Origin of the sequence: Devosia marina (genome assembly GCF_009758415.1) — a bacterium.
GTDB classification, from domain to species: Bacteria; Pseudomonadota; Alphaproteobacteria; order Rhizobiales; family Devosiaceae; genus Devosia; species Devosia marina.
Genome location: NZ_WQRF01000002.1, coordinates 547678 through 564086, shown reverse-complemented (window position 1 = coordinate 564086; position 16409 = coordinate 547678). Strand labels below are relative to the sequence as shown.

The 16409-nt window shown below is 63.5% G+C and carries 16 protein-coding genes and 1 tRNA gene; 9 read left to right on the top strand and 8 right to left on the bottom strand.

Going from position 1 to position 16409, the window contains the following annotated elements; translation table 11 throughout:
- Window positions 1-217 precede the first annotated feature (217 nt).
- The 4 genes from dapF to GO014_RS10600 all read left to right on the top strand — a co-directional run bounded on the left by dapF (window position 218) and on the right by GO014_RS10600 (window position 4409).
- Window positions 218-1066 carry a diaminopimelate epimerase gene (gene dapF / locus GO014_RS10615; protein ID WP_157290378.1) on the top strand — a complete coding sequence of 283 codons (849 nt, stop codon included), beginning with the start codon at window positions 218-220 and terminating at the stop codon, window positions 1064-1066.
- Window positions 1066-2328, top strand: coding sequence for a tRNA (N(6)-L-threonylcarbamoyladenosine(37)-C(2))-methylthiotransferase MtaB (mtaB, locus tag GO014_RS10610; RefSeq protein ID WP_157290286.1), 1263 nt, complete (start codon window positions 1066-1068; stop codon window positions 2326-2328). The genes dapF and mtaB overlap by 1 nt, the downstream gene beginning before the upstream one ends.
- A gap of 16 nt (window positions 2329-2344) precedes the next feature.
- Complete coding sequence (gene ftsY / locus GO014_RS10605; RefSeq protein ID WP_157290285.1) at window positions 2345-3568, top strand: signal recognition particle-docking protein FtsY; 1224 nt, start codon at window positions 2345-2347, stop codon at window positions 3566-3568.
- A gap of 223 nt (window positions 3569-3791) precedes the next feature.
- On the top strand, window positions 3792-4409 hold the full coding sequence (locus tag GO014_RS10600; protein WP_157290284.1) for a septation protein A: 618 nt from the start codon (window positions 3792-3794) through the stop codon (window positions 4407-4409).
- Window positions 4410-4412: 3 nt separating this feature from the next.
- Here GO014_RS10600 and GO014_RS10595 read toward each other — a convergent pair whose 3' ends face one another.
- From GO014_RS10595 to tsaD, 6 genes are all read right to left on the bottom strand, one after another.
- Window positions 4413-4817 (bottom strand): DUF1761 domain-containing protein, encoded by a 405-nt coding sequence (locus GO014_RS10595; protein ID WP_157290283.1) that lies wholly within the window; start codon window positions 4815-4817, stop codon window positions 4413-4415.
- A gap of 98 nt (window positions 4818-4915) precedes the next feature.
- Window positions 4916-5668: a siderophore-interacting protein gene (locus GO014_RS10590; RefSeq protein WP_157290282.1), complete on the bottom strand. Its 753-nt coding sequence runs from the start codon at window positions 5666-5668 to the stop codon at window positions 4916-4918.
- 100 nt (window positions 5669-5768) lie between these two features.
- Window positions 5769-6203, bottom strand: a complete 435-nt coding sequence (locus GO014_RS10585; protein ID WP_157290281.1) for an EVE domain-containing protein — start codon at window positions 6201-6203, stop codon at window positions 5769-5771.
- Window positions 6204-6207: 4 nt separating this feature from the next.
- On the bottom strand, window positions 6208-6501 hold the full coding sequence (locus GO014_RS10580; RefSeq protein ID WP_157290280.1) for a YciI family protein: 294 nt from the start codon (window positions 6499-6501) through the stop codon (window positions 6208-6210).
- A gap of 1 nt (window position 6502) precedes the next feature.
- Complete coding sequence (locus tag GO014_RS10575) at window positions 6503-7495, bottom strand: NAD(P)H-dependent glycerol-3-phosphate dehydrogenase (protein ID WP_211198460.1); 993 nt, start codon at window positions 7493-7495, stop codon at window positions 6503-6505.
- Window positions 7479-8537, bottom strand: a complete 1059-nt coding sequence (gene tsaD, locus GO014_RS10570) for a tRNA (adenosine(37)-N6)-threonylcarbamoyltransferase complex transferase subunit TsaD (protein WP_343030915.1) — start codon at window positions 8535-8537, stop codon at window positions 7479-7481. The genes GO014_RS10575 and tsaD overlap by 17 nt, the downstream gene beginning before the upstream one ends.
- A gap of 76 nt (window positions 8538-8613) precedes the next feature.
- Between tsaD and hemC the strand changes: the two genes are divergently transcribed.
- From hemC to GO014_RS10545, 5 genes are all read left to right on the top strand, one after another.
- The gene (gene hemC / locus GO014_RS10565; RefSeq protein WP_157290278.1) at window positions 8614-9552 is read left to right on the top strand and encodes a hydroxymethylbilane synthase; all 939 of its coding nucleotides are present in this window, start codon (window positions 8614-8616) and stop codon (window positions 9550-9552) included.
- The gene (locus tag GO014_RS10560) at window positions 9540-10283 is read left to right on the top strand and encodes a uroporphyrinogen-III synthase (protein ID WP_157290277.1); all 744 of its coding nucleotides are present in this window, start codon (window positions 9540-9542) and stop codon (window positions 10281-10283) included. Before hemC ends, GO014_RS10560 begins: the two co-directional genes overlap by 13 nt.
- A gap of 24 nt (window positions 10284-10307) precedes the next feature.
- On the top strand, window positions 10308-11567 hold the full coding sequence (locus tag GO014_RS10555) for a COG4223 family protein (protein ID WP_157290276.1): 1260 nt from the start codon (window positions 10308-10310) through the stop codon (window positions 11565-11567).
- The gene (locus tag GO014_RS10550) at window positions 11564-12949 is read left to right on the top strand and encodes a heme biosynthesis protein HemY (RefSeq protein WP_157290275.1); all 1386 of its coding nucleotides are present in this window, start codon (window positions 11564-11566) and stop codon (window positions 12947-12949) included. The genes GO014_RS10555 and GO014_RS10550 overlap by 4 nt, the downstream gene beginning before the upstream one ends.
- 39 nt (window positions 12950-12988) lie before the next feature.
- Window positions 12989-13064 (top strand) — tRNA-Thr (locus GO014_RS10545).
- 30 nt (window positions 13065-13094) lie between these two features.
- On the opposite strand, the gene GO014_RS10540 is transcribed toward GO014_RS10545, so the two are convergent.
- Both GO014_RS10540 and GO014_RS10535 read right to left on the bottom strand, forming a co-directional pair.
- The gene (locus GO014_RS10540) at window positions 13095-13841 is read right to left on the bottom strand and encodes an N-acyl amino acid synthase FeeM domain-containing protein (RefSeq protein ID WP_157290274.1); all 747 of its coding nucleotides are present in this window, start codon (window positions 13839-13841) and stop codon (window positions 13095-13097) included.
- A 152-nt stretch (window positions 13842-13993) separates the two neighbouring features.
- On the bottom strand, window positions 13994-16288 hold the full coding sequence (locus tag GO014_RS10535; RefSeq protein ID WP_157290273.1) for an EAL domain-containing protein: 2295 nt from the start codon (window positions 16286-16288) through the stop codon (window positions 13994-13996).
- Between the last annotated feature and the right edge of the window lie 121 nt (window positions 16289-16409).

Below are 16409 nucleotides of genomic sequence, written 5' to 3'. Positions count from 1 at the left end.
CAAACTTGCCAGCCTGGTTAAGAGCCGGCCTAACCCAAGTGGTTAAGATGAATAGAAAATTGCGCCAGTCAAAAACAGGTACCAGCCTGCAGGATAAGCCGTATGCAGGCCGCCGGACTGGCATTTGAAGGCCAATTCCGCCATATAGGGCGACAACCCTGCCTCGAAGGCAGCAACAGCACGGATTTGCGAGTTGAGCGACGTCCCCTTTTTGAAGATGAACGGGCTGGGCAACCAGATCATCGTGGCCGATCTGCGCGGCACCAATGCGCGTATCGCGCCCGAGGCCGCCAATGCCATCAATGCACGCCCCGAAACCCGCTTCGACCAGATCATGGCCATTCATGATCCCAGGACGCCGGGCACCATCAACTATGTCGACATCATCAATTCCGATGGCTCGCGCGCCCAGGCCTGCGGCAATGGCATGCGCTGCGTTGTCCAGGCGCTGACGGCCGAACTGGGCCGCCAGCGCTTTACCTTCGAAACCATCGCCGGGATCCTGTTCGGCGAAGAAGCCGAAGATGGCCAGATAACGGTCGATATGGGCACGCCAAAATTCGCCTGGTACGAAATTCCCCTCAATGAGGAATTTGCCGATACCCGCTATGTCGAGCTGCAGATCGGTCCCATCGACGCGCCGGTGCTGCATTCGCCTTCGGTTGTATCCATGGGCAATCCCCATGCGACCTTCTGGGTCAAGGACGATGTGTGGAGCTTTGCGCTCGACCGCTTCGGTCCGCTGCTGGAAAACCACCCGCTCTTCCCCGAGCGGGCCAATATTTCCATCGCTCAGGTGGCCCGGCCCAACCACATCGTGCTCCGGACCTGGGAACGCGGCGCGGGCCTTACCCAAGCTTGTGGCACTGCCGCCTGCGCCGCCCTGGTCAATGGCGCTCGCACCAGGCGCACCGCACGCAAGGCCACGGTCACCGTGCCCGGTGGCGACTTGATCGTGGAATGGTTGGACAATGACCACGTGATCCTGACCGGCCCGGCCGAGTTCGAATGGCGCGGTGACCTCAACCCGACGACAGGCGCTTGGACGCGCAGCGAGGCGGCCTGATGGCCATTGAAACGCTGACATTCGGCTGCCGCCTCAACGCGTATGAAGGCGCAGTGATGAAGGCCGAGGCCGAGAAGGCCGGTCTCGACAATGCCATCATCATCAATACCTGCGCCGTCACCGCCGAGGCGGTCAAACAGGCGCGGCAGGCCGTCCGCAAAGCTCGCCGCGATAACCCCGAGACGCGCATCATCGTCACCGGCTGCGCCGCCCAGACCGAGGCCCGGTCATTCGGCGACATGGAGGAAGTGGATTTGATCATCGGCAATGCCGACAAGCTCAAATCCGAGAGCTACACGCCCATGGTCCTTGGCACGCCACTCAACGACAAGGTGCAAGTCAACGACATTATGAGCGTGCGTGAAACCGCCGGGCACCTCATCGAGGGCATGGATGGACGCACCCGCGCCTTTGTACAGGTGCAGAACGGCTGCGATCACCGCTGCACCTTCTGCATCATCCCCTTTGGCCGCGGCCCGTCACGTTCAGTGCCCATGGGTCTAGTGGTCGAGCAAATCAAGGCACTGGTAGCGAACGGCCACCAAGAGGTTGTGTTGACCGGCGTCGACATTACCTCCTATGGGCCCGACCTGCCTGGACAGCCAACATTGGGCCTCCTGACCCAGTCGATCCTGAAACATGTCCCGGACCTGCAGCGTCTGCGCATCTCCTCCATCGACAGCATCGAGGCTGACCCGGCTCTCTACGAGGCGGTCGACGACAGGCGCTTCATGCCGCATTTGCATCTATCGCTGCAGTCGGGCGACGACATGATTCTGAAACGCATGAAGCGCCGCCATCTGCGCGATGACGCGTTGTCTGTGGTCGAAAAATTACGCTCCATCCGCCCCGATATGGTGTTCGGCGCTGACATTATTGCCGGCTTCCCTACAGAAACAGACCGCATGTTTGAAAATTCGCTGCGGTTTATCCGCGAGGCGAATTTGACCTATATTCACGCCTTCCCCTATTCGCCGCGCCCCGGCACACCCGCCGCCCGCATGCCGCAGGTGAGCAAGGCCGTGGCCAGGCGGCGCGCGGCCCAGTTGCGCGCTGCGGGCGACAAACAGTTCCGCGCCCTGTGCGACAGCCGCATCGGGCAGACAGAATCTGTCCTGATGGAACGCAACGGCCTGGGGCGGACCGAACACTTCATTCCCGTACGCGTTGCCGGAACCAAGGCGGGCGATCTGCTCTGCGTTCGGATTTCCGGCCTGAGCGATGACGGACTGGCCGGCGACCCCTTGCAGGCCGCCGCGTGATTATCAAGGACATCGCATGAGCGAAAAGAAACCCGGCTTTCTCCAGCGCCTGTTTGGCGGCAATCAGCCCGAACCGACACCCGCGCCCGGAGAAACCGTTCCGGAAACCCCGGTTACGCCCGACGCCATTCCTGATGTGCCAGAGCCGGAGGCCGAGCCACCAGCGCCGGTCGAGCCACCCGATCTGGCAGAACCGCCCCAGGCGCCCGAACACGATTTGCCGCCCGGGCCGCCGGAATCCACGCCCGACTATATCGAAGATGTCGAGGACGATCTGGCTGCCGCGCCACAGGCCGTGGCCGAGCCGGACCAGCCCAAAGGCTGGTTTGCGCGCCTGGCCTCCGGCCTCAAGCGCTCCTCGGACAATCTAACCAATTCGATCACCTCGGTCTTCACCAAGCGCAAGCTTGATGCGGCCACGCTGGACGAACTTGAAGATGTGCTAATCCAGGCCGATCTGGGCATAGATACGGCCATCGCCATCACCGAGACCCTGCGCCGTGACCGTTTCGACAAGGATGTGTCGGGCGAAGATGTGCGCGCCGTGCTGGCCACCGAGGTCGAACAGGTCCTGCGCCCTGTCGCCCAGCCCTTGCTGATCGACACCAGCAAAAAGCCCTTCATCGTCCTGATGATCGGGGTCAATGGCTCGGGCAAGACCACTACGATCGGCAAGCTGGCGCAGAAATTTGCTGCTGAAGGCAAGTCGGTCATGCTGGCGGCAGGTGACACCTTCCGCGCAGCAGCGATCGAGCAATTGCAGGTCTGGGGCGAGCGCACCGGTGCCCCGGTGATCGCCAAGCCGGCCGGCGCCGACGCCTCCGGCCTCGCATTTGACGCTGTCACTCAGGCCAGGGCCGAAGGGCGCGACGTGCTGATCATCGACACGGCCGGACGCCTGCAGAACCGGGACGAGCTGATGAATGAGCTCGAAAAGATCATCCGCGTCATCAAGAAGGTCGATCCTGAGGCCCCGCACGCGACCCTGCTGACCCTCGACGCCACCACGGGCCAGAATGCGCTCAAGCAGGTGGAAATCTTCGGCCAGCGCGCCGGTGTCACTGGCCTGGTCATGACCAAGCTCGACGGCACGGCCCGCGGCGGCATCCTGGTCGCCATCGCCAGAAAATTCAGCCTGCCGGTGCATTTCATCGGTGTGGGCGAGGGCGTGGGCGATCTAGAGCCGTTCGAGGCGACCGATTTTGCCAAGGCTATAGCGGGCTTCGAGCCGTCCGCGTAGCGGCAAATCGTTCCAGTGGAACGATTTGAGGCGAGAAGGCAATGAGAGCTACGCTCGAGTGGCGCGGAGAGCCCCTCACCGACTCGGCTTCGCCGAGCCACCTCTCTCCGATGGGGCGAGGAATAGACATTTGGACGCGACAAAATCTGACCACTCTTGTCCGCTACCGCCTTGCAACAGGGCGCCGCACCCCTCACATTGTCGGCAACACACGGAAGCTGGAATGACCGAAAAAGCCGAACCCGAAATCAATTGGGACGAGACACGCCCTCAGATCATCAAGCTGGCGCTCGAACTGGGGCCTCTGGTGGTGTTCTTCATCATGAATGGCCGCGCCGACATTTTCGTCGCAACGGCCTGGTTCATGGCGGCTATGGTCATTTCACTGTCGCTGAGCTGGCTGATCCTGAAAAAGATCGCCGTCATGCCGCTGGTCACCGGCGTCGTGGTGCTGGTCTTCGGCGGCCTGACGCTCTGGCTGCAGGACGACACCTTCATCAAGATCAAGCCCACCATCACCAACACGCTGTTTGCGTCAGTGCTACTGGGCGGGCTGCTGTTCGGGCAGTCGCTGCTGAAATATGTGTTTGGTGATGTCTATAAGCTCAAGCCCGAGGGCTGGTGGAAGCTGACCCTGAATTGGGGTCTGTTCTTCATCGTGCTTGCGGTGCTCAACGAAGTGGTCTGGCGCAGCTTTTCGACCGACTTCTGGGTCGCCTTCAAGGTCTGGGGCATCATGCCGCTGACCGTGATCTTCTCGATGAGCCAGCTTCCGCTGCTCAACAAATATGCGCCGCCGGCGGAACCGGTAAAGGCCCCGCCGGTCGTGGTCGAAAGCTGACATTCAGCCGAACAGGCCCAGCACCAGCCCCTGCACCAATAGGGCCGCCAGGATATAACCGCTATCGATGGCGGTCAGCGACCAGGGCTTGCCCTGGTAGCGGTGGTTAAGGATCATCGAGGTCAGCACAAAGCCCAGCCACATCAGGAATGCGATCTGCAGCCCGTGGCCGATGGTCATGGCGCCGGCCAGGGGCGGTGTCAGAACGGCCAGGAAATAGGCCATGACAAGCTGTACGATCACCGACCACACATAGGGCATGAAGTCCTTGGGATCGATATCCTCCTTGGTCCGGCCCGAAGCAGCCAGCCATTGGGCGGACAACACCCCATACCAGGCCGCACCCAGCGCCATGCTGGCCACGGTAGCCAGCACGATGGCCAGCCAATTGACAGCTAGAAAGTCCATTTCTCTTCCCCCTCGCGTGAAATGCGCCTGCACAGCTTAATCCGCGCCTGCATTTCAGCAAAGGGCCCAACAGGATTGGTATCGCCGCCGGGTCGCCCTCACGCAGGCGTCTCTGCCTGTGCATCGGCGCTCTTGACCGTGCGGTGGTCGTCTTCGATGAGGCCGCGCTTCCAATAGCTCGAAATATAGAGCTGATCGGGCCCCAAGGCGCGTTCACCGCGCAAATAGGCGCGCAGATTGCGCATGGCTTCAAACTCGGTGGCCACCCAAGCATAGGTTAGGGCATCGGGCCAATCGAGCGCGCGAATGGCTTCCACCAGCAGGTTGGGATTGCCACCCGGCACGGGATTGATCAGCCAGTGCAGGCGGACATTTTTGGGCACCGCCAGGTCCTGGATATCGTCCTCATGCTGGATTTCGAGGAATACATCGCCGCTGGCGTCGGGGCCCAGCGCTTCGAGATTGACCGATATGGCCGGTAGCGCCGTCATGTCTCCTACGATGATGTAATGGCCATTCGCCGCCGGTAGCGGCTTGGGCTGGCCCGGACCACCCACATCGAGGCGCATGCCCGGCTGTGCGTCGAGCGCCCAGCGCGTCGCGAGGCCCGCGGCATCCTTGTCGCCATGCAGGGCGAAGTCGACATCGATGGCGTCCTTGTCCTGATGGCGGATTGTATAGGTGCGCACCGCTACTGCATCGCCCTCAAGCGGAATGCGCAGCTTGAGATAGCCCCCGGCAAAGCCTTCGGGGAAAGCAATCACATCGGCCCCGCCAAAGCGCACGCGGAACATGTTGGGCGTGACGTGTCCAGTCTCCACCACCTCGAAATTGCGCATCTGCTTGACCATGAACGTCTCCATCTTGTCGAAAGACGACTTGCCACTTTATAGCTGAATAGACAAGTCAACTTATAGGCAGGCCACTGGAGCGATTTCCCCTGCGGGACGGCTACAAGCCACCCATTTTGCAGATCAGTTTCCATTCCGCTTCGCTGACTTTTGACACCGACAGGCGCGAAAGGCGCACCAGTTCGATGTCGGCCAGTTCAGGCGTCGCCTTGATCTCGGCCAGGCTAACCGGGCGGGGGAAGGGTTTGACCGACTGCACATCGACGCATTCCCAAACCACTTCACCCTTGGCATTGAGCTCGGCCGTGCTGTCTGGGTGGGCGGGCACCACGATCTTCATGATTCCCACGACGTCCTTGCCGATATTGGAATGATAGAAGAAGGCCTCGTCGCCCACCTTCATCTCGCGCATATTGTTGCGCGCCGCGTAATTGCGCACGCCGTGCCATTCCTCCGCCTCACCCTTGGCCGTCTTGGCAACCAGATCATCAAACGAAAACACGTCCGGCTCGGACTTCATCAGCCAATAGGCCATGATGTCACAACTCCACGCCGGTGGTGTTGATGGCAATGCGCCAGCGCTTGACCTCATAGCTGGCAAAGACGCCAGCCGGCACGAACGGGTCTGCCGCCGCCAGCGCTTCGGCCTCAGCCAGATCGGCCGCTTCGAACACCACGATCGAGCCTTCCGGCTGTTCTTCGGCATTGAGCAGCGCGCCGGCAAAGACCAGTTTCTTGCCCAGCGAATTGAGATGATCCAGGTGCGCCGGGCGCGTGTCGAGCCGCGTCTGCAACGCGCCCGGCGCATCCTTTGCGATCATGGCATAGAGCATGTCAAACTTCCCTCTTGAGTGGGCGGGACATCAGCCCCGCAACAATAGTGGCAATATCGGCCTTGCCGGCGACAACGGCGTCAACTGCATCAATTAGCGGCGCGTCGATATCGAGGCTTTTGGCCAGCGCCGCCGCAACCGGCGCTGTCGCCACGCCTTCGGCCAGCCTGGCCCCGGAGGCCACGATTTCTTCGGTCGAACGCCCGGCCCCCAGCGCCATGCCGAACTGGTAATTGCGCGATTGCACCGAGGTGCAGGTCAGGGTCAAGTCACCCAACCCGGCCAGCCCGGTCAGCGTATGCGCCGAGCCGCCCATGGCCGTCACGACCCGCGCCATTTCGGCATAGCCACGGGCAATCAGCGCCGCCCGCGCTGAGGCGCCAAGATTGGCCCCATCCACCGCGCCGCAGGCCAGCGCATAGACATTCTTGAGTGCCCCGGCGATTTCCACCCCGATCCGGTCGTCGGCCGCGTAGGGCCGGAAACTGGGCCCGGCCAGCGCCGCCGCCAGATCCGATGTATCGCTGGCATCGTCCCCCGCCAGGGTCACCGCCGTCGGACGTCCCGCCGCCAGATCGGCTGCAAAACTGGGGCCGGAGAGCACATAGGGCACCGCGTCAGGCGCCATATCGAGCAAAATTTCGCTCTGCCGCGCCAGCGTTCCGGTTTCCAGCCCCTTGGCCGAGAGCACCACCGGTCGCCCGGCCAGCAAATCCGGGTCCAGCCCGGACAGCAACGTACGCGTCGATTGCGCCGGCACCGCCAGGATCACGAGATCGGCACGCTCGAGCCGGTCGGTTGCGACCACGCCCGGCAGCAAGTATTGACCCGGCAGCGCGCGGGCATTGATATGCTCCCGGTTGATCGCCTCGGCCTGTTCTGCGCTGCGGACCACCAGTCGAACCTGCCGCCCCGCCATGGCGGCAGCCTGCGCCAGGGCCGTGCCCCAGGCGCCGCCGCCGATCGCCGCCACGGTTTCAAGCCGCATGATCATCCACCTTCATCCCCGGCGTATCGAGCGGCCAGCGCGGACGCGCCTCAACCGCCAGCCCGTCTGTTGCGCCCAGAGCAAAGCGTTCCGCACCTGCCCAGGCCACCATGGCCCCATTGTCGGTGCAAAGGGCAATTGGCGGCACCACAAGGCGCGCGCCCATTTCCCGCGTGGCCGTTTCAAGCGCTGTCGCAATGGCCCGATTGGCCGCGACCCCACCAGCCACCACCAATTGCGGTTCGGCCTCAGGCAATTCAGCGCGAAACCGCTCCAGCGCCTGGTGAGAGCGCTTGGCGACGATTTCGGTCACCGCCGCCTGAAAACCCGCGGCAATATCGGCCACGTCCTGCTCGCTGAGCGGTGCCAGCGCCTCGGCCTGCAACCGCACCGCTGTCTTGAGGCCAGAAAACGAGAAATCCAGCCGCCGTTCGCGCAGCAGGGGCCGAGGAAACTTGAACCGGCTCGGGTCACCTTTGACAGCGATCCGTTCCACGGCCGGCCCGCCGGGATGCCCCAGGCTCAAGAGCTTGGCCACCTTGTCGAAGGCCTCGCCCAGCGCATCATCGATCGTGCCGCCCCAGCGCTCATAATCGCCGACGCCGCGCACCAGCACGAATTGGCTGTGCCCGCCCGACACCAGCAGCATCAGATAGGGAAATTGAACGCCATCGGTCAGCCGTGCCGTCAGCGCGTGCCCCTCGAGATGATTGACCGCGATCAAGGGCTTACCCAGCGAGGCAGCCAGCGCCTTGCCGGTGGTCAGACCCACCAGAACCCCGCCAATCAGCCCCGGCCCGGCCGTGGCGGCAATGGCGTCGACATCCTCAAGCGCAATGCCCGCCTCATCCACCGCCTGGGCGATGATGTGGTCGAGCCATTCGACATGGGCACGCGCGGCCAGTTCCGGCACCACCCCGCCAAACGCAGCATGTTCATCGAGCTGGGAGCGCACCACATTGGAACTTATCATGCCCCGGCCCGATTGATCCCGTACGACAATGGCCGCGGCGGTTTCGTCGCAGCTTGTTTCAATGCCCAGAATGATGGCTTGCGCTTGCCCGGTCACGACGAACTGGTCTACTCCAAATTGAGCCTATCGCGTACACTAGGACCGCCTGATTATGCAATCGCCCACCCCCTTCGCCCGGATCGGAACGCGCGGCAGCCCGCTGGCTTTAGCCCAAGCCGAACTGGTGCGCGATCTGATCTCGGAAATCCACGACGTCGCCGGGGACCGCATCGAGATCGAGGTGTTTTCGACCGGCGGCGACCGCAGCCAGAAGGAAAACACCACCCTGTCTGACATTGGCGGCAAGGGCGTTTTCACCAAGGAGATCGACGAGGCGCTTCTGAGCGGGCGCATCGATATTGGCGTGCATTCGAGCAAGGACGTTGCCACAGCCCTGCCCGCGGGCATCCATCTTGCCGCCTTTCTGGAGCGCGAGGATGCGCGCGACGCCTTTATTTCAGTGTCCGTCAAAGGCATCGACAATCTGCCCGAAGGCGCCCGCTTCGGCACCTCGTCCATCCGCCGCGCCGCCCAGGCCCTGCGCCTCAGGCCAGACCTGCGCATCGTGCCCTTCCGCGGCAATGTGCATACCCGCCTGCAAAAGCTGCTCGACGGCGTCGCCGACGCAACCCTTCTGGCCATGGCCGGTCTCAACCGTTTGGATGAAGGCCACCGCGCCACCGCCGTTCTCGACCCTGAAGACTTCATGCCGGCGCCCGCCCAGGGCGCCATTGGCCTCGCCATAAGGGAAGGCGACGAGCGCCTGGCCGGCCTCATTGCGCCGCTCGACCACCTGTCGACGCACACCGCTATCACCGCCGAGCGCACCATGCTCACCGTGCTCGATGGCTCCTGCCGCACCCCGGTCGGCGCCTTGACCTTGAACGAGAACGGCCTGCTCACCCTCAAGGGCGAAATTCTCAGCCTCGACGGGCAGACCAGTTTCCGCGCCACGGCCCGCGGCCAAGACCCGGTCGCCCTGGGCGAAGCCGTCGGCCGCGACCTGCTCGATCAGGCGGGACCGGACTGGCTCAGCCAATGGTCAAGCTGATGCGCATGCTCATCACCCGGCCCGAGCCGGACGCCCAGGCCACCCAGGAACGGCTGGCAGCGCTGGAAATTTCCGCTGACATCGCGCCGCTGATGACGCGCCAGACGCTGCGCGCCCATTTGCCGCCGGCCGAGGGCTTTTCCGCATTGGCGCTGACCAGCTCCAATGCGCTGCGCGCCCTGTCCGAACTGGATGCGACCGCTGGCCTGCGCAACAAGCCAGTCTATGCCGTGGGCGATCGCACCGCCCATGAAGCGCGTCAGCTCGGCTTCGATCATGTGATTGCCGCCGACGGCACACTTGATTCGCTGGTCACCACCATTGCCCTGGCGCGGCTCGATGGTCCCGTGTTTTACCCCGCCGGCAAGCATTTGAGCGGTGATCTTGCCCACGCGCTCGCTCCGCACGGGCTGATGGTGGTCACCACGCCAGTCTATGAAATGGTGGCCGAAACTGCCCTGCCGCCAGCCATTGAGGGCCAATTGGCCGAAGGCACCTTTGACGCGATCCTGTTTTACTCGCGCCGCACTGCTGAAATCTTCTGTGCGCTGGGCGCCTCGGCTGTTCCAGAACCCGATCGACGCAAATTGCCCGTCATCTGCCTGTCGGAAAATGTCGCCGCGCCGCTGATCGAACATCATTTCAGCCGCGTTCTTCTGGCAGACCATCCCAGCGAAGACGCAATGATGGCGCTCGCACTGGCTTTTGCCCGCGAGCAAACTGGGCCATGATCGGACGGAACGAGAGGAAGGGCCATGGCTGAGACCACCGGCAAGCAAACGCCAGACAGCGACCCCAAGGCAACCGACAAGCCAGCTGAAAAGACCGCCGGCAAGACCGGACCGGTCAGGCCGCCGGTATTGGAAGGCACGGCCAAACCGGCCGGCGGGACCTCGTCCACCGAGACACCCAAGGCCACAACCACGGCCAGCAAGCCGGATAAGCCTGCGCCGGGGGCGACGACTGCCGCGAAAGCCGCAAACGAACCCGCACCAGCCTCAGGCGGCAGTGGCAGCGTCTGGCTGGCTGGCCTGGTCGGTGGCGCCCTCGGCCTGGGCGCAGCCTATGGCCTGGCCTGGTATGGCCTGTGGCCCGCCCCGGACCAGGCAGCCCCGCCGGCTGATCCACGTCTGGCCCAGTTTGCCACCGCCATTCCTGAACTGGAAACCGTGACCAGCACGGTGCAGGACGAACTCTCGACCCTGACGGGACGGGTTGGCGCGCTTGAATCCGACCTGGCCGATCTGCCAGACCAACCCGCAGGCGCCATCGACACCAGCAATCTGGCCAGCACCGAAGACCTTGCCGCCCTTGCGGCCCGGCTCGACGAACTTGCCGCCAGACCCGCTGGCAGCGCTGCAGCGCCGGAAAGCCTGGCAGCGATCGAAGCCGAACTTTCGGCCCTGCGCGCCAGTGCGGCAGAAACCACGGCCCAATTGGCACAGGCGCGGAACGAACTGGCCGCTCTGACCCAAAGCACGCAAGACGACGCGGGCAGCGGCCTCGCCGCCGCGCGCCTGCCGTTGATTTTCTCGTCCCTCGAAAGCGCCTTTGACGCTGGCCGGTCCTACGAAACCGAACTGGCGGCCTTGCGCCAGGCCCAGCCCGATTACCTTGTCCCCGAGGCCATTGCCGGACGCGCCGCTACCGGCCTGCCGCAACCCGATGCGGTCGCGCGCCAACTCGACGCGGTGCTGCCTGACATGCTGGCCGGCCGCCCCGCTGGAAGCGAGGCGAGCTGGCAGGATGCCAGCCTCGACTGGTTCCGTGGCCTGGTCGCCATGCGACCCACTGGGGCGGTAGAGGGCGATAGCCCGGATGCCATTATCGCCCGGCTCGAAGCCGCCGTGGCAGCCCGCGATTTTTCTGCCGCACAGGCCGAGATAGAGGCCCTGCCTGCCTCCATGCGCGCTGCCGCCGGCGAGCTTGTCGACGACATCGCCCGTCTCGCGGCGGCAGATGAGTTCCTGATGCACTTGCGTGAACACGCGCTTACCGGGGAGACAGGCGCATGATCCGTCTTGCCTCCTGGATCATCGGCAGTCTGGTCATAGCCGGTATCGCCGCCTGGGTGATCGCCCTTCCCGGCACACTGACGCTGGAACTGGCTGGCTATCGCATGCAGCCGCGCCTGGGCACCGCCGTGGTCATCCTGCTGGTGGCAGCGGCCCTCGTCATTGCCATCTGGGCAATTACCCGCCGCATCGTCGGCGCGCCCCGCGCCATGGCGAAGCGCCGGGCCACCCGCCGTCGTGAACAGGGCGTGGAGGCCCTCTCGGATGCCGTCATTGCCCTGCAAGCCGGCGATCCGGCCCGCGCCCGCCTGATGGCCCGTGAGGCCCAGGCCCGTCTGCCCGACAACGGCGCCGCCAAGCTGCTCGAAGCCCGCGCCGATCTGGCCTTGGGCGACATGCCGGCGGCGCGCGAGCACTATCGCGCCCTGATCGCCAGCGAAAAGACCGCCGTTGCGGCCTTGACTGGCCTTTACGATCAGGCCCGCGCTCAGGACCGGCCAGACGCGGCCTTGACCTTCGCCCGCAAGACCCTGTCGCTGGCCCCGGAAACCGGTTGGGCCAGCCAGGCTGTGTTTGATGATCTGGCGCGGCGCGGCCAATGGGCAGAAGCTGTCGGCATGGTCAATGCCGAACCCGCCGCAACGCGCGAGGAAAAAGCCAGAAAGCGCCGCCGCCAGGCCGTGATCGAAACCGCCCGCGCCCGCGAAAGCGAATTGAGCCAACCCAACAGCGCCCTCGAACACGCGCTGACCGCGCTCAAGCTGGTACCCGATTTTGTGCCCGCCGCGCTGATTGCGGCCCGCATCTATTCCAATCGAAATGAAGCCCGCCGGGCCCAGAGCCTGTTGCGCCGCATCTGGCGCGCCACCGGCCATCCCGATGTTGCTGCGCTCTATGCCTATTCGCAGCCCGGCGCCTCGGCCGTGGACCGGCTCAAGCGCATGGGCGAGATCATCGAAATGCCACCCCCGCATCGCGCCGCCGGCATGGCAATGGCTCGCGCCGCCATCGACGCTTATGACTGGGCCCGCGCCCGCGAGGCCCTGGCCCCCTTTGCCGATGCCGACGCCACCCAGGGCGTCGCCAGCCTGATGGCCGAGATTGAGGAAGGCCAGAATGGCGACCAGGGCAAGGCCCGTGAATGGCTGGCCCGCGCCGTGCGCGCGCCACGCGACCCCGCCTGGACAGCAGATGGCATAGTCAGCGACGAATGGGAGCCGGTCTCTCCGGTCACCGGACAGCTCGATGCGTTCGAGTGGAAGGTGCCGGTAGCCAGCAACTCTCGTCCGCAGGTGACGCCTTCACCGGCTGCTGCGGCCTCGCCAGCCCTGTTGCCGGCCGAACAATCCTTACCCCTTGCGCGCGCCGAAAACGCCCAGTAAAAGACCCGCCATCCACTTGGGGCCATGCCCCATTGGAGCGCCGCCTTAGCTCAGTTGGTAGAGCACATCATTCGTAATGATGGGGTCACGTGTTCGAGTCACGTAGGCGGCACCACCACTTCCCATAATGGCTGTCCGCCGATAGCTATCCCTGTGCCGCCTCAAGCTGGCGCAGGCGATGCGCCATGCGTGCCGTCGGGGCAATGGCCGGGACCTTGACACTGTCGGGTGCAAACAGGGCCGCGCGTTCTTCATGGGTCGACATGAAGAAGGGGAAGCGGGACATGACCTTGTTGTAGATGACCTCCACCCGCGCGCCGAACAGGCAGACTGGGAAGGTCAATTCCCCCCAATGGCCGACGCCGGCCAACTGCTCAAGACCGAACACCCGTTTATAGAACGGGCCATGCTCGGGCCGCACCGAAGAGATGCAATGGGTAGCCTGGAAAAATTCGCAGGCCATTACCGCCACCCGCAGGGTCAGATAGGGCAGGGCCGGAAATTCGAGCGAAGCGTCATGATCGGCGGTGAACCGGCTGGGATCGATATAAGCGCCGCCATTCTCAATCAGACCGCCCAGCACGTCGGGCCAGATCAGGCGGCTCGGTGAGATCGGCTGTTCTGCGCTGACCGCATGCAGTCGGATCGAGCTGACCAGACGATCGTCGATATAGATGCCAAAGCAATGGCAATTGGGGGCATCGTCGAACTTGTCACGCGTGATCTGCTGCGAATTGATCGGGATGAAATCTTCCCGTCGATACGCCTCATAGCGCAACTTGTAGACCGGATCGAACTGCTCCTCCAACGAAACGCGGCGATAATGCACGCGATCCAGAAGGTCGATCAGACTGGTGGCAAACTGCGAGGTGGCACCCGCTGCCCTATCCATTGCCGCACTCATATACCAATACCATTACGCGATGGGATGGCGCGACTTTAACCTTTTGTTAGGGATTCCTGCATGCGGAAAAATCACAAGGGGATCGGCACTTAGGCGCCAATGCGGGCAAAAGATTATGGTTATCAAAACCTTAAAGCAGGTTAACCATGTTTACGTTTTGCCGGGAGCAGCGGGCTGGTCTGGCCATTGAGGTGGCTGATCAGCTCGGCGATATCGCGGGCCGGCAAGGGGCGGCTGAAGAAATAGCCCTGCACCTGCTGGATGCCGGTATGCTCGAGCATGGCCCGGAGCTGGTCTTCGGTTTCCACGCCCTCGGCAACCACAGTCAGGTCCAGATCGCGCCCCAGCCGCGCGACATTGGCTAGAAGGCTCAGTGCGCGCTCGTCTTCGGCAATATCCTGGACAAAGGAACGATCAATCTTAAGCTTGTTGAAGGGCAATGCACTAAGATAGCTCAGCGAGGAATATCCCGTACCGAAATCATCAAGGGCGATCGAGATGCCGCGGGCGGACAGGCTCTCCAGTACGCTCTGGGCCAGATCGGTTTCCTCGATCACCGCCGTTTCGGTCACTTCCAGTTCCAGCCGCGGCGCTGATAGTCCGGACTCGGCCAGGGCCTCGTCAACCAGGCCAGGCAGGTCCAGTCCGCGGAAGTCACGCCCCGAAACATTGACCGCCACGCCGATCTCACCGGCCCATTGGCTGCACTCGGCCACCGCACTGCGAACGACAAAGGCCGTGATCTCGGAAATGATGCCCATTTCCTCGGCCAACGGAATGAATGTCGCGGGCGGAATTGGGCCCAATTCTGGATGCGTCCAGCGCGCCAGTGCCTCACAGGACACCACCCGATGGCTCGAAATATCGAGCAACGGCTGGAACACCAGTGACAATGCGCCCGCGGCCAACGCTTCGCGCAGATCGGCCTTGAGCCGCTGGCGATAGTGATAGTCGATATCCATCTGCTGATGGAAAAGCTGGCAGCGGCCCTTACCCTCGCCCTTGGCGGCATACAGCGCCAGATCGGCCTTGGTCATCAATTCATCAAGCTCTTCCCGGCTGGTTCGGCTGATGACCATGCCAATGCTGACCTGGACCGAGAGGTGATGACCATCAAGGATAAAGGGCTCATGAAACGCATCGATCACGCGCTGGGCGTCAGCGCGCGCGTTTTCGACGTCGGTGCCTGAAAGAGCGATGAACTCATCGCCCCCCAGCCGGGCCAGCGTCGTGCCGTCCGGCAGCGCGGAGCGCAGCCGGGACGCGGCCTGGCGCAGCAATTTATCGCCCACGACATGGCCGAAGCTGTCATTGACGTGCTTGAACTCGTCGATATCGAATATCGTCAGGACGCTGGGCGTCCCCGTCTCAGCCCGATTTTCCAGCTCGTCGAGCGCCAGCTCGCCAAAATGATTGCGATTGGGCAGATTGGTCAGCGTGTCATGGCGCGCCATGAAGCTGATGCGCTCCTCCGCCTCGACACGCTCGGTAATGTCCTCAAAAAGCAGCACGCTGCGCTTGCCGCGCGAACTGACGGTCACCTCGTAATAGCGCCCCGGATCGAGCGAGAGCAGCACCTTGCCCGAGGCCCGGCGCGAAATCATGCTGCCAAGCTGTTCAACCGCCGTACGCGGCACTCGGTTGCTCGTCCCGAGTGCTGCCAGCACCGTGCCGAACGGCTGGTTGGCGAGCTGTCGGATGCCCAGCAAGGCAAACACCCGGCTGGCCCGCTCATTGGCAACGGTCACCAGGCCATTTTCATCGAGCATGCAAAGCCCGTGTTCCAGCGTGGTGATGGCAATGTCGAGCTCGGCGGCCAGCCGCGAGGCCTCCACCCGGCCATGCACGGCCGAAAGCAGAATAGCGCGGATGTCCCCCGCCAGCTTGCGAAAGCTCGACAGCAGCACCAGCAGCAGCACCGCCAGAATGGCATGATAGACATCGCCATGCCCGAGCAGGCCTGCGCCCATCGGCACGATGACACCGAGCAATTGCAGGGTGACCAGCCGGTCGAGACCAAAATTGCGGGCGCAGATTCCCACCATCACCGCAATGGAGAGCGAAATGCTGGCCAGTTCGGCAAACGGATCGCTGACCAGCCACAGGGCAAACAGGCACCACAACCCATGCGCCAGGGCTAGGGTCGCCCCGGCCAGCGTGGCGCGGTCCTCCCAGTGCTGTGCGGCCATCACATCATCATTGTCGATGGCGGCCCGCCAGAAGGCACGCATGTTGAGATAGCGCACAATCCCAAGCAGGATGATGGCCAGCGCCACGGCGTAAAGCGGCAGGGATTGCGACCGCCAGGCGGTCAGCGCGGCGGTCAGCCCGCTGGCAAAGGCGCCAGCAAGCATCGCCCCCCGGTCTCCATAGACCGAGCGGACAATGGACACATAGTCCAGGGCCGGCATTGTCTTTCTGGCTGAGCTCAGCACGGAAATTTCCCTATTGCCACAGCATTTGGGGGGACGATGCCTTAACAAGCCCTTGCCAGCGCGTTGATTGATCGCGCCGATTTGGACTGCAGGCTGAATGCCAGGTTAATATTGCCGCGCC

Excerpts from the sequence above, each read along its gene's own strand:
- GO014_RS10600 (WP_157290284.1), top strand. The coding sequence starts at position 3,792 with ATGACCGAAAAAGCCGAACCCGAAATCAATTGGGACGAGACACGCCCT.
- GO014_RS10540 (WP_157290274.1), bottom strand. The coding sequence starts at position 13,841 with ATGGATAGGGCAGCGGGTGCCACCTCGCAGTTTGCCACCAGTCTGATC.
- mtaB (WP_157290286.1), top strand. The coding sequence starts at position 1,066 with ATGGCCATTGAAACGCTGACATTCGGCTGCCGCCTCAACGCGTATGAA.
- GO014_RS10560 (WP_157290277.1), top strand. The coding sequence starts at position 9,540 with ATGGTCAAGCTGATGCGCATGCTCATCACCCGGCCCGAGCCGGACGCC.
- GO014_RS10550 (WP_157290275.1), top strand. The coding sequence starts at position 11,564 with ATGATCCGTCTTGCCTCCTGGATCATCGGCAGTCTGGTCATAGCCGGT.
- GO014_RS10580 (WP_157290280.1), bottom strand. The coding sequence starts at position 6,501 with ATGCTCTATGCCATGATCGCAAAGGATGCGCCGGGCGCGTTGCAGACG.
- GO014_RS10590 (WP_157290282.1), bottom strand. The coding sequence starts at position 5,668 with ATGGTCAAGCAGATGCGCAATTTCGAGGTGGTGGAGACTGGACACGTC.
- GO014_RS10585 (WP_157290281.1), bottom strand. The coding sequence starts at position 6,203 with ATGGCCTATTGGCTGATGAAGTCCGAGCCGGACGTGTTTTCGTTTGAT.
- GO014_RS10555 (WP_157290276.1), top strand. The coding sequence starts at position 10,308 with ATGGCTGAGACCACCGGCAAGCAAACGCCAGACAGCGACCCCAAGGCA.
- dapF (WP_157290378.1), top strand. The coding sequence starts at position 218 with ATGAACGGGCTGGGCAACCAGATCATCGTGGCCGATCTGCGCGGCACC.
- GO014_RS10575 (WP_211198460.1), bottom strand. The coding sequence starts at position 7,495 with ATGATCATGCGGCTTGAAACCGTGGCGGCGATCGGCGGCGGCGCCTGG.
- ftsY (WP_157290285.1), top strand. The coding sequence starts at position 2,345 with ATGAGCGAAAAGAAACCCGGCTTTCTCCAGCGCCTGTTTGGCGGCAAT.
- GO014_RS10595 (WP_157290283.1), bottom strand. The coding sequence starts at position 4,817 with ATGGACTTTCTAGCTGTCAATTGGCTGGCCATCGTGCTGGCTACCGTG.
- hemC (WP_157290278.1), top strand. The coding sequence starts at position 8,614 with ATGCAATCGCCCACCCCCTTCGCCCGGATCGGAACGCGCGGCAGCCCG.